This is a genomic window from Lacibacter cauensis (assembly GCF_007830055.1).
In the GTDB taxonomy this organism is placed as follows: domain Bacteria; phylum Bacteroidota; class Bacteroidia; order Chitinophagales; family Chitinophagaceae; genus Lacibacter; species Lacibacter cauensis.
The window spans coordinates 622731-636211 of the sequence record NZ_VLLE01000002.1 but is presented as its reverse complement, the minus strand read 5'-3'; the positions used below and the strand labels follow the sequence as shown (position 1 = coordinate 636211).

The window sequence follows — 13481 nt, the reverse complement described above, 5'->3', positions numbered from 1 at the left end:
TTTCATCAGCGTCTCTGCTTTTTCCCTAAATTGGGCGAAGAGTTGCCTGCCGTACAAATTCATGTGCGAACGCAACTCTTTTTTATTAACACTAAAATCCAGCATGAACAGCGAAACCCTGATACAAAACTATCACACAAACCCTGCTTTGTTTGATGAGATGCAGCAGAACGGAGAGATCCGTATACCGTATCAAAAGTTGATGGAGGCGTTGCGTACACACAGTATTGACGAACTGAAACTGAAAGATAAACTGGCGGCTGAATTATTCATGAACCAGGGTATTACTTTCACCGTGTACAGCGATAATGCCGGCATTGAACGCATTTTTCCTTTTGATATTCTGCCCCGCATTATTACTGCTGCCGAATGGGATCATGTAGAAAAAGGCATTACACAACGGTTAAAAGCGTTGAATCTTTTTCTAAAAGACATTTACAGTGAACAGCAGATTATTAAAGACAAAGTTATTCCTGCCGAACTGATTGCATCCTGTCAGCATTACCTGCGTGAAGTAGCGGGCATTAAAGTACCGCATGATATTTATGTACACATCTCCGGTATTGATTTGATTCGTGGCGAAGATGGAACCTTCTACATCCTGGAAGATAACCTGCGTACACCATCAGGTGTATCGTACATGTTAGAAAACAGGGAAGTAACCAAACGCCTGTTCCCCGATTTGTTGGCGAAGGCGAATGTACGCATGGTGAATAATTACCCATTGTTGCTGCACAACAACTTAATGGCATTGTCACCACGTGCAGTAAGCAAACCCACTGTGGTGTTGCTTACACCAGGTGTGTACAATTCGGCGTATTACGAGCATACCTTTCTTGCACGGCAAATGGGAATACAGTTAGTTGAAGGAAGAGACCTTGTGATTGATAACCATAAAGTGTACATGAAAACAACCGGTGGTCTGCAACAGGTAGATGTGATCTATCGCCGCATTGATGATGAATTTATGGATCCGTTGTTGTTCCGACCTGATAGTATGTTGGGCGTGCCCGGCATTATGGGTGCGTACCGGAAAGGAACTGTTGCGTTAGCCAATGCAGTGGGCAACGGTGTGGCGGATGATAAAGCGGTGTATGCCTATGTGCCTGCTATGATCAAATACTATCTCAACGAAGAACCCATTCTGCAGAATGTACCTACCTACCAGATGAGCAATGAAGACGAACGCAAACACGTGTTCGACAATATGCACAAGATGGTGGTGAAGCGTACCAACCAAAGTGGCGGTTATGGTATGTTGATGGGCAATAAAGCAACGGACGAGGAAATACGTTTGTTCAAAAATGAAATTGAAAAGAACCCCAGAGAGTTTATTGCACAGCCCATTATTCAGTTGTCAACTGTTCCCTGTTTTATTGATGGGCAATTGAAAGCACGACATGTCGATCTGCGTCCGTATGCGTTATGCGGACCCGATGGTGTAAAAATTGTTCCCGGTGGTTTAACACGTGTTGCACTCAAAGAAGGTTCGCTCGTTGTAAACTCATCGCAGGGTGGCGGAAGTAAAGACACCTGGGTCATCGATTAAGTACAAGGTACAAAGTTGGAAGTACGAAAGAAGAAAAGTTACAGGTTGCCAGTTGCAAGTTACAGGTAGGAAAATCCTCAAAATTGCCCCCTAACCAGAAACCGGAAACTTGAAACCAGAAACAAAATCATAAATCAAAAATCAAACATCATACATGTTATCCCGTGTTGCCGATTCAATGTTCTGGATGAACCGTTATATGGAACGGGCCGAAGGTTTGTTGCGTGTATTGCTGACGAATTATATTATTTCGCTCGATAAAGGACCACATGGTGTGTACTCGTGGAAACCCGTGCTGGAAATGTTTGGTACATTAACGTCCGATGAAGTAAAAGCAATGGAATATTCTGCGGCAGATTCCTTGCAATACCTCATCATGCGTCCATCAAACCAAAATTCGTTGCGTAGCATTATCACCAAAGCAAGAGAGAATGCCCGTGGCATGCAGGATCATATAACCAAAGAAGTATGGGAAGAAGTAAATCTTATTTACCACACCGTTAACCAGGCCGGCCTCGATAAAAAACTTACCGGTTCGGAAGCTTTACCTACACTTGATCATTTTTTAAAGCTTTGCCTTACATACGTAGGTGTAACCGATACAACCATGCCCCGTGGTATGGGCTGGAACTTTATGAGCCTTGGCCGTTTCATCGAAAGAGCTATACTTACCACCGATGTAACAACCAAACATTTCGAGCAAATTGGTTTTAACCTCGACGATACTAAAGACATTCTGTTCTGGCGTAATCTTTTGTTCTCTTTGTCTGGCTATGAGTTACACCTGAAAAGTTACCAGGGCAGCAACATCAACTCCAACGTCTTGCACCAAGCTATGCTCAATCATTTATACCCACGTTCGGTTGTGTATTCCCTGTCACGTACAGAAAAATATTTAAAAGATGTATTGGAAGATAATGAGCCTCCGCAAAAACAAGCGATGTACCGTGAGTTTGGACGCATTTACAGCCGTATAAAATTTGCAGACGAAAGCTCCATTAAACAAGTTACATTGCAGCGCTTTTTGCAGGACACAAAAACCGATCTTTTGAATTTTTCATACATGCTCGGTCAACAATTTTTCTCGTACACATAGTATCAACTGAATGCCCGTTTTTAAAATACAGCACGTAACAAAATATCATTACAGCCGCCCTGTAAAGGAAAGTGTAAACCAAATCCGTATTTATCCGGTTGCCTCTGCCCAGCAGGAAATTCTGCAGCAAGATGTAACCATTTCTTCCGATCCGGAACCTTTTTTCTTTATCGATTATTGGGGAAACCGTTGTGCGGATTTCAGCGTGCTGGATGCGCACACCTCACTGGTTATCGACAGCAGGGTAGTGGTTCGTACCATCGGCCTGGAAACAATTCCGGATGTAAACAGCAGCAGAGAAGAGTTGCTTACGTTAATTGAAAACGATTTTCATTTACTTGAATTATCACGGCCCGAAGAAATTAAAGCTACGCAGGCATTGCAGCATATTCTTGATGAGTTAGCTTGTGAACATAAAACGGTGATGCAGATTGTGGAAGCCTGTTCAGCCTATATTTTTTCGCAGTTCAAATACATTAAAGGCATTACCAATATTGAAACAACGGTTGATGAGATTCTGCAACACCGCAGCGGTGTATGCCAGGATTTTGCACATGTGCTTTTGCAATTACTACGGAGCATGGGCATTCCATCCCGTTATGTAAGCGGTTATATCTGTCCCAACAAAAACGGCATGCGTGGCGAAGGTGCAACGCATGCCTGGGTTGAGGCCTACATACCACAATTGGGTTGGTCGGGTATTGACCCAACCAATAACGTATGGGCAACCTCGCACCACGTTAAATTGGCTGTAGGCCGTAATTTTAATGATTGCTCACCGGTAAAAGGCACCTTCAAAGGCATTTCCCGCCAAACCTTATCAGTTTATGTTTCGGTTGGTTACGAAGATGGGCATGTGTTTGAAGAGGTAAATGATGTACAAATGATTGTATCCGAAACCGAAAAAGAGGCTGATCGTCAGCTGGCGTTGGAAGAGGAGCAGCAGCAACAGCAGCAATAGTCCTTCATTTATTTACAAAAGAGTCGACGTTTTACTACAGGCGAAGGCAATTTTCCTGTTTACATTTACGTTGTAATCGCATCCACTATCTGTAAACCAAAATCTTTCAGTCCGATGAAACGCCATTATTACGATGATCATGCTCACATTGCAGAATCATTCACCCTCAACGAAGATCACACCAGTCGTCTTGCATTTCTTGCGTATCACAAAATTCATGCATACAAACTATCACTCAGCAGCGAAGCGTTTTGTGTAAACCGCAGGGAGCTTGCCGAACTCATCAGCACAACCCTGTTTAATTACGTGCACCCCTGCACGCTTTTGCAAATGGCAAACTACTACAACGAGTCGAACGAGAATTAATATTTTTTCTTTTACGTGCAAATTTGAAATTTGCAGCAACAATCGCTAAATGATTGTTGTTGATTTGAGGTATGCACGATATTGAACCTTTTTATAACTGGCGCCACATTTATACGAGTGAAGAAGACGAACGATCTCCTTTTTTCGGTCGCCAGTATTCTGAATTTGAATTTTCCCAAACGGTTTACAACTATTATATCCATCCGCAATGGGATGAATTCGGCAGCCGTACACTCTACCTGAAAATTTTAATAGCCGATTATGCCGAACAATATGCCATTATTGAATTACTGGGCGAGTGGAATGATGCCATTGAAAACGATGTAATGGAGTTGAAGCGGGAGGTAATTGAAAAGCTGATGAACGAAGGTATTTACAAGTTTATCCTCATTGCCGAAAATGTACTCAACTTTCACAGCAGCGAAAAAGATTATTACGAGGAATGGTATGAAAACTGTGCCGATGAAAACGGCTGGACCATCATCCTCAACATGCCGGAACAAACACAATACGATTTTAAAAAGCTGAAACTAAACCGCTACCTCGAATTAATGCAGCTCGATAACTGGCGGGTGTTTAAGCCCTATCATCTTTTCAAAAAAATCAACGACGAATTAAATAACCGGCTGCCGGGATAAAAGACAAAATACCAATTATTGGGTATTGGCTATTCCTGTTGGATGCATATCTTGATCTTTCAAACCCAAAACATAACACTATGCAAATCGTAAAACAATTTTTTACCATCGCATGCCTGTGCAGTTTGGCAATTGGCGTACATGCGCAATCGCTCGATGAAAAAGCCGGAAGTAATAAAACCTCAACAGGCGATGGTGGGAAAACAGGAGAGAAGATGAACATCATCAAAGTAAACCTGTTTGCATTGCCGTTAAAAAATTACTCTTTTCAATACGAACGTGTAGTAACCAAGCATATTTCGCTTGCGTTGGGCGTGCGTACGATGCCTTCTTCAACACTGCCATTTCAATCAACTTTTGTAAATATTGCCAATGTTACCGATCAGCAAACCATCGATAATCTTGCGAAATTTAAAACGGGTAATCTCGCCATTACACCCGAAATACGCTTTTACCTGAGCAAGAAAGGCTATGGCCGTGGTTTTTACATTGCCCCATATTACCGTTTTGCAAAATTCAGTTCGGAAGAATTGCCGGTTGAGTTTACGAGTGGCAACACTACAAAAACCGTTCGTTTGAAGGGAGATATTACTGCCAACTCGGGTGGGTTGATGTTTGGCGTAAACTGGAAAATAGGGAAAGCTGTTTCGCTCGACTGGTGGATCCTTGGTGCCCACTACGGTTCAAGCAAGGGCACGCTCAGCGGTACTCCCTCACCGGCGTTAACACAACAAGAACAGGATGAGTTACGTAACGAAATAGAATCAATCGATATTCCGCTTACAAAAATTAAAGCCGAAGTAACAGCCAACAGTGCGAAAGCAATTTTCGATGGACCATGGGGCGGAATCAGAAGCGGCTTAACACTCGGCATCAGGTTTTAATTTAAAATGTTTCAGTTATAACATGTAATGCTCCCCATAAAGGAGCATTTTTTTATTACATTAATCAGATTTATCTGCTTTTGCGTTTGTTCATACCCTAAATTTGCAGCGGCTCCCCAAAAACTAATTCGTTATGACATTCAAGCAGATGTTTACCTCTTCGATTGGTAAGAAACTTGTGATGGGACTTACCGGCTTGTTTCTGATTTCTTTTTTGATCGTTCACGTAAGTATTAATGCCTGCATTTTTGCAGACTTATTTAATCCGGATGAAAACGGTGAAATGTTTAATAAAGCAGCACACTTCATGGGCTCAACAGTGCTCATCCGTATACTCGAAGTAGGTTTAATGGCAGGTATCGTATTGCACATTGTGCAAGGTTACATGCTTGAAATGCTGAACCGTAAAGCCCGTGCAGTCGGTTACGATAAACCAATGGGCAATGTTGGCAGCAAATGGTACAGTCGCAGTATGGGCTTATTAGGTACGTTGCTGTTATTATTCTTTATTCTCCATTTCAGTCATTTTTGGGTACCTGCACGTTTTACTCACCAAGGTCTGGATATTCCTGTAACCTATAATGGTGTAGACATGCACGACATGTTCGGCTTAATGAAAGTAACTTTTAGCCAGCTTTGGGTGGTTATCGCTTACATCATCGGCTGTATTTCTCTTTTTTGGCATTTAATGCACGGCTTCCAGAGTGCATTCCGCACAGTTGGCGTTAGCAACAATCGTTATCTTTCTTTGTTAAACAATATTGGTATAGGTTTCTCACTCATTGTGTCGGTATTGTTTGCTTTAATGCCCATTGCCATGTACCTCGAGTGGATCGGGTAACTGTTTCTTTGTTGAAAGGAAGAGTACTCTATTCAATTGTTACATCACACAAAAGCTGACTGCACAAAAAACATCTACTAACTTGTACGATAAAAGAATTTGATACGCTATGCTCAATTCAAAAATTCCTGCCGGTCCGTTAGATTCTAAGTGGAAGAATTATAAGAATACTTGTAAGCTGGTAAATCCGGCTAACAAGCGCAGTCTTGAAATCATTGTGGTAGGTACCGGTTTGGCCGGTGCATCTGCTGCGGCTTCATTAGGCGAGCTTGGTTACAAGGTAAAAACATTTTGTTTCCAGGATAGCCCACGCCGTGCACACTCAATTGCTGCACAAGGTGGTATTAACGCTGCAAAAAACTATCAAAACGATGGTGACTCTGTTTACCGTTTGTTTTATGACACTATTAAAGGTGGCGACTATCGTGCACGTGAAGGCAACGTACACCGTTTAGCAGAAGTAAGTGCAAACATCATTGACCAGTGCGTTGCTCAGGGTGTTCCTTTTGCACGTGAGTATGGTGGTTTGTTGAGCAACCGTTCTTTTGGTGGTACACAGGTACAACGTACATTCTATGCTGCAGGCCAAACAGGTCAGCAGTTATTAATAGGCGCCTACCAGGCATTGGAGCGCCAGATTGCATTGGGCAACGTAACCCAGTACTCACGCCACGAAATGCTGGATATTGTAATGATCGATGGCAAGGCCCGTGGTATCATTGCCCGCAACCTGGTAACAGGTGAGTTGGAGCGCCACTTCGGTCATGCAGTACTGTTATGTACAGGTGGGTATGGCAACGTATTCTATCTTTCTACCAACGCTATGGGCAGCAACGTAACAGCTGCGTGGAAAGCGCACAAGAAAGGAGCATTGTTTGCGAACCCTTGCTTTACACAGATTCACCCAACCTGTATTCCTGTAAGTGGCGACCATCAGAGTAAGTTAACGCTGATGAGCGAATCGCTCCGTAATGACGGACGTATCTGGGTGCCTAAAAAACAAGGCGATACCCGTAAGCCCAACGAAATTCCTGAAGAAGAAAGAGATTATTATTTAGAAAGAAGATATCCTGCATTTGGTAACCTCGTTCCACGTGACGTTGCCAGCCGTGCTGCAAAAGAACGCTGCGATGCCGGTTACGGTGTGGGTACAAGTAAGCAGGCTGTTTATCTCGATTATGCAGCAGCTATTCAACGTTATGGAAAAATTGAAGCAGGTAAGCGTGGTATCAACGCCGATGCTGAAACAATAACTAAACTGGGTAAAGAAGTTGTAAAAGAAAAGTACGGTAACCTGTTCGATATGTACGAAAAAATTACCGGCGAAAACCCATACGAAGTGCCAATGCGTATTTACCCTGCGGTACACTATACCATGGGTGGTTTGTGGGTTGATTATGAACTGATGACGAATATCCCTGGTTTATATTCATTAGGTGAAGCTAACTTCAGCGACCACGGTGCAAACCGTTTGGGTGCAAGTGCACTGATGCAGGGCCTGGCTGATGGTTACTTTGTAATTCCTTACACAATCGGAAACTACCTCGCAGACGAGATCCGCACCAAATCAATTCCAACAGATCATCCTGCATTTGCTGAAACAGAAAGCAAAGTGCGTGACCGCATTCATATGCTCATGAACATCAAGGGTACAAAAACCGTTGAAAGTTTCCACAAGCGTTTAGGCAAGATCATGTGGGATAAGTGCGGTATGGCCCGTAATGCAGAAGGTTTGAAACAAGCCATCAAAGAAATTCAGCAATTGAAGAATGAATTCTGGAGCGATGTGCGTATTCCCGGTGAGATCAATGAAATGAACCCTGAGTTAGATAAAGCAAACCGTGTGGCCGACTTTATTGAATTGGGTGAATTGATGTGTATTGATGCGTTGAACCGTGAAGAAAGCTGTGGTGGGCACTTCCGTGAAGAACACCAGACAGAAGAAGGTGAAGCGTTACGTCATGATGATAAATACATGTATGTAGCTGCGTGGGAAATGAAAGCTGATCATGAATGGCAGTTACACAAAGAAGATCTGAATTACGAAGTGGTGAAACCAAGTCAACGTTCTTATAAATAATTTTAAAATCGTTTTTGATTTTATGGAACATAAAAATATCAATGTTAAACTGAAGGTTTGGCGTCAGAAAAACAGCAACGATAAAGGTACATTTGAAACCTACGATGCAAAGAATATTTCGCAGGAAATGAGTTTCCTCGAAATGTTTGATGTATTGAACGAAGAGCTGATTGCTGAAGGAAAAGACCCGATTGCTTTCGACCACGACTGCCGTGAAGGTATCTGCGGTATGTGCAGTATGTACATCAATGGTCGTCCGCATGGTCCGTGGGAAGCCAACACAACCTGTCAGTTGCACATGCGTGCTTTCAACGATGGTGATACCATTGTGGTAGAACCATGGAGAGCAAACTCATTTCCTGTTATCAAGGATTTGATGGTGGATCGTTCAGCATTCGACCGTATTATCCAGGCCGGTGGTTACATCAGCGTTAACACCGGTAATGCTGTTGATGCAAATGCGCTGCCTGTTGATAAAGCAAAAGCTGATGCAGCCTTTGCTGCTGCAGCCTGTATCGGTTGCGGTGCTTGCGTAGCGGCCTGTAAAAACTCTTCTGCCATGTTGTTTGTGAGTGCGAAGGTGGCACACTTGAATCAATTGCCACAAGGTGAACCGGAAAAGAACACACGTGTACTCAACATGATTGCACAAATGGATAAAGAAGGTTTTGGAGCTTGTACCAATACTGGTGCCTGCGAAGCTGTTTGTCCGAAAGAAATTTCGTTAACAAACATTGCCCGCCTCAATGCCGACTATGCGGTGGCAAGCTTAACAGCAACAAAATAATCAACCCTGATTGTATAGGAAAGCCTCCCGTTTGGGAGGCTTTTTATTTGCAGTAACTTACAGCAATAAATCATCTTACCAACCAATAAACGACTTATGACAAAAGGCAGAATGGAAGCTTTCAGTGATGGTGTACTCGCCATCATTATCACCATTATGGTGCTGGAATTAAAAGAACCCGAAGGTTATACCTTCGAAGCATTAAAACCAATCGTACCAAGCCTCATCAGCTATGTACTAAGCTTTATTTACATCGGCATTTACTGGAATAACCACCACCACCTGCTGCATGCCGTAAAACAAATTAAAGGCAATGTACTTTGGTACAATATGCTGTTGTTGTTTTGGCTGTCGCTGGTTCCGTTTGCAACAGGTTGGGTAGGGGCTCACCTGGAGCCGATCCCCATTGCTGTGTATGGATTTGTTTTACTGATGGCGGCCATTTCGTACAGTTTACTGTTAAAAGCATTGGTAAAAGTTGAAGGCAACGATTCCTTATTATCAAAAGCTGTTGGCAGAGACTGGAAAGGGAGAATTTCAATTACGTTATACCTGGTGGGCATACTGTCCGCTTTGTTTATTCACCCACTGCCGGGCTATATCTGTTACGTAATTGTTGCGTTTATCTGGTTTATTCCCGATACCCGACTTGAACGGAATATGAAATAAGGAGTGAAGCAGGCAGCTGTTTTTACAGCAATCCATGTCTTCACACAATAAATTCTATTTTTACACATTCTTATCCTGAAAACCACTGCTTTATCAGAAAACCAGTTTTTGTCATAGCGCTGTTGCTTTCCTTTCTTCTGGCCAATGCCCAGCAGCAGCCGCCATTATCTAATCTCCGGACAAAGAAGATAAGCACAAAAACCAGCCCGGTTAAAATTGATACGCTGAGTATCGTTCCGCAGTCTGTAAGTATTGCAGGCATCGCCAAAGATGCATATGCCGTTGATGAGATTAATGCAAAACTTACCTGGCTACAAGTTCAAATACCCGATTCGGTTGTAATCACCTATCGTGTATTTCCTTTTAAACTCAATGCACAGGTACAGCGGCTGCGGTTTGATGATGTGAAAAACAACTTCATGACCGCACCTATTACACTCGACAATAATCCCGGCTTTGGTAAAGGCATGTTCGACTTTGGGAATGTGAATTACAACGGAAGCTTTGGCCGTGGTATTGCATTTGGTAATAACCAGGATGCAGTGGTGAATGGTGTGTTGAATCTGCAGATCAATGGCATGATCGGCGATAGCATGATGCTCTCTGCTGCGTTAACCGATAATAACATTCCGGTGCAGGCCGAAGGCAATACCCAGCAGCTGAATGAATTTGACCGTGTTTGGATTCAATTAAAAAAGAGAGGCTGGCAGTTGAATCTCGGCGATATTGATATCAGGCGAAACGATGCATACTTTCTCAGCTTTTTTAAACGTCTCCAGGGTATTTCGTTCCAGAACGAAAGCAATGTATTTGCGAAAGGAAAGAATACTACACTTGTTTCCGGTGCTATTGCCAAAGGAAAATTCAATCGTTATTTATTTCAGGGGCAGGAAGGAAACCAGGGACCATACCGTTTGCAAGGTCCTAATGGCGAATTGTTCTTTATTGTTCTTGCAGGAACAGAACGTGTGTTTATCGATGGCGAATTAATGCAGCGTGGCGAAGACCAGGATTATGTGATCAATTACAACACAGCAGAAATTACGTTTACCCCACGCCGTATGATTACTAAAGACCGGCGTATACAGGTGGAGTTTGAATATGCCGACCGCAACTTTGTCAACTCGCAGTTTATTGTGGGCAACGAATTAAAGCTGAATGAAAAACTGACGGTACGGGTGAATGCTTTTTCCAATGCCGATGCAAAGAATACTTCTGTCAACCAGTTTTTAAACACTGAGCAACGGCAGTTTTTATTTGATATTGGTGATAAAGTTGAAACAGCTTTGTATCCATCCATTGTGAAAGACACCTTTGCTGCCAATAAAATTGTGTACCGGTTAGTTGACAGTACAGTTAATAATGTGTTGTACGATTCGGTATTGGTGTATACCAGCATCGATCAACCCGATGTATACGGTGCTTCGTTTACCGATGTGGGCATTGGCAATGCCGATTATATTCTGGAAGAAGCAGGCACCAACGGGCGAACCTATAAATGGGTGGCGCCGGTTAACGGTGTGCGGCAGGGACGTTATGCTCCGGCTTTGCGGTTAGTAGCTCCACGTACGCAACAGATGATGACGGTTGGTGCCGATTATCAAATAACGAAACAGCTGCTGGTAAAATCAGAAGTAGCCATCAGCCGTTTCGATATCAATACACTTTCAAGAAAAGATAAGTTGAATGATGATGGTGCTGCCGGTCGTGTTGCCTTGCAGTACAACAACAGCTTTAAACATCCAACAAAGAAACCGCTCAACTATAAACTTACAGGCAGTTACGAATTTGTACAACAAAGCTTTCGTGCACTGGAACGTTTACGCCCTGTGGAATTTACAAGGGAGTGGGGCTTACCCATTTTTTTGCAGCAGCAAAAAGAACAATTGGCAAATGCTGGTATTGAGTTGATGCGCAGCAGCGAACATAAATTCAGCTACACCATACAAAACTATCAACGGGGCGAGTTATTTAAAGGCTTTCGTCAAATTGTACAGCATAACTTTCAGCAAAAAGGCTGGACGTGGACAGGCAACCTCAACTACTCATCAACCGACAGTGGTTTCAACAAAGGTTTCTTTCTTCGTCCAACAGTTGATTTGAAAAGAAGATTTGCGAAGCTTGATAACATTGAAATTGGCGGGCAGTATTATCTTGAACACAGCGAATCACGCAACCGCAGAACCGATTCGCTTTCCGCATTAACCTTCAGCTGGGATACCTGGACGTTGTACCTGCGTTCGAAAGAAGCAGCCAATAAATGGGGTGTTAATCTCTTTACCAGAAGAGATAAACTTCCATTAGGAAAAATGCTGGAACAAACCGACCGCAGCTTTAACTACAATGCCTATGTTGAACTGATGAGCAGTGAAAAACATCAGTTCCGTTTAAATGCTACTGTGCGTGAGTTGAGAGTATACAACAGTCAGCTTACCGGACAAAAGCCCGAGCAAACCTTACTCGGCCGTGCGGAATATTTTGTAAACGAATGGAAAGGCATGCTTACTGGCAACCTGTTGTACGAAGCTGGTAGCGGACAGGAACAGCGAAGAGATTATTCTTTCCTTGAAGTTCCTGCAGGACAAGGCGAGTACACCTGGAACGATTACAATGCCGATGGTATTCCGCAGATCAATGAATTTGAAGTAGCACTTTATCAAGACCAGGCAAGATATATCCGTGTGTTTACACCCACGCTCGATTTTATCCGTGCAAACTATAATCAGTTTAATTACAGTATCAATCTCAACCCAAGAGCGATGATTGATGTAAACAGTGCGAAAGGCATCAAAAAATTCCTCACCCGAATTACACTGCAATCGGGGCTGCAGATTTTCAAAAAGGAAATTTCTGATAAAAACATCAGCCTCGATCCGTTTTCAAAACCAAAAGAAGACAGCAGTCTAATATCGTTGAGCTCTGTACTTACCAATACGTTATTTTTTAACCGTTCCAGTACGGTATGGGGCGTAGACTTTACACATATCGAAAATGTTGGACGCTCTATTCTTACGTATGGTTTAGAAACAAGAACGGTACGGGATCTGTCTGCACGCATCCGCTGGAACCTGAGTAAAACATTTTCAACAAACGTACTGGTAAAGTCCATCAACAATCAACTGGAAACACCCAAGTTTGGTAACCGAAATTACAATCTCAAACAATTTGTAACCGAGCCATCTGTCAGTTATCAAAGCGGAACAAAATACCGATTCTCGTTAAACTATAAACTGGAAGACAAAACCAATACGGAGGGGCAGAAAGAAAAAGCAACGGTTCATTCCATTATTACAGAAATGCGCTATAGTGTACTTTCGAGCAGTACCATCAATGGTAAGTTCCAGTTCAGCAATATCAATTTTACCGGTGCAAAAAATACAACTGTTGCATTTATTATGTTGGATGCATTATTACCCGGTAAAAACTTTTTGTGGAATATCGATTTTACACACCGCCTCTCCAACAACATGGAAATTAATTTCACTTACGAAGGAAGAAAGCCGGGCGAGTCAAAAGCAATTCATACCGGCAGGGCAGGTGTAAGAGCATTGTTCTAAACAAAAAAAGCGGCAGGAAAAACCTGCCGCTCCACCAATAAACCATCAACGTG

At 42.8% G+C, this 13481-nt stretch carries 11 protein-coding genes; all 11 read left to right on the top strand.

The window, feature by feature from the left end:
• The first annotated feature begins 103 nt into the window (after positions 1–103).
• The 11 genes from IQ13_RS02705 to IQ13_RS02655 all read left to right on the top strand — a co-directional run bounded on the left by IQ13_RS02705 (position 104) and on the right by IQ13_RS02655 (position 13428).
• Positions 104–1549: a circularly permuted type 2 ATP-grasp protein gene (locus IQ13_RS02705; protein WP_144884241.1), complete on the top strand. Its 1446-nt coding sequence runs from the start codon at positions 104–106 to the stop codon at positions 1547–1549.
• A gap of 154 nt (positions 1550–1703) precedes the next feature.
• Positions 1704–2645 carry an alpha-E domain-containing protein gene (locus IQ13_RS02700; RefSeq protein WP_144884239.1) on the top strand — a complete coding sequence of 314 codons (942 nt, stop codon included), beginning with the start codon at positions 1704–1706 and terminating at the stop codon, positions 2643–2645.
• 10 nt (positions 2646–2655) lie between these two features.
• Entirely contained in the window at positions 2656–3606 is a 951-nt protein-coding gene (locus IQ13_RS02695; RefSeq protein WP_144884237.1) for a transglutaminase family protein, read from the top strand.
• Between the two features lie 114 nt (positions 3607–3720).
• Complete coding sequence (locus IQ13_RS02690) at positions 3721–3972, top strand: hypothetical protein (protein ID WP_144884235.1); 252 nt, start codon at positions 3721–3723, stop codon at positions 3970–3972.
• Positions 3973–4043: 71 nt separating this feature from the next.
• Positions 4044–4610 (top strand): hypothetical protein, encoded by a 567-nt coding sequence (locus IQ13_RS02685; protein ID WP_144884233.1) that lies wholly within the window; start codon positions 4044–4046, stop codon positions 4608–4610.
• An 80-nt stretch (positions 4611–4690) separates the two neighbouring features.
• Positions 4691–5494 (top strand): DUF3575 domain-containing protein, encoded by an 804-nt coding sequence (locus tag IQ13_RS02680; protein WP_144884231.1) that lies wholly within the window; start codon positions 4691–4693, stop codon positions 5492–5494.
• A 133-nt stretch (positions 5495–5627) separates the two neighbouring features.
• Positions 5628–6335, top strand: coding sequence for a succinate dehydrogenase cytochrome b subunit (locus IQ13_RS02675; protein WP_144884229.1), 708 nt, complete (start codon positions 5628–5630; stop codon positions 6333–6335).
• A gap of 109 nt (positions 6336–6444) precedes the next feature.
• Complete coding sequence (locus IQ13_RS02670) at positions 6445–8415, top strand: fumarate reductase/succinate dehydrogenase flavoprotein subunit (protein WP_144884227.1); 1971 nt, start codon at positions 6445–6447, stop codon at positions 8413–8415.
• Positions 8416–8437: 22 nt separating this feature from the next.
• A complete protein-coding gene (locus tag IQ13_RS02665) occupies positions 8438–9202 on the top strand; it encodes a succinate dehydrogenase/fumarate reductase iron-sulfur subunit (RefSeq protein WP_144884225.1) in 765 nt (254 codons plus the stop codon).
• A 96-nt stretch (positions 9203–9298) separates the two neighbouring features.
• Positions 9299–9871: a TMEM175 family protein gene (locus IQ13_RS02660; RefSeq protein ID WP_144884223.1), complete on the top strand. Its 573-nt coding sequence runs from the start codon at positions 9299–9301 to the stop codon at positions 9869–9871.
• Positions 9872–9993: 122 nt separating this feature from the next.
• Entirely contained in the window at positions 9994–13428 is a 3435-nt protein-coding gene (locus tag IQ13_RS02655; RefSeq protein WP_242009465.1) for a DUF8818 domain-containing protein, read from the top strand.
• The last annotated feature ends 53 nt before the right edge of the window (positions 13429–13481 follow it).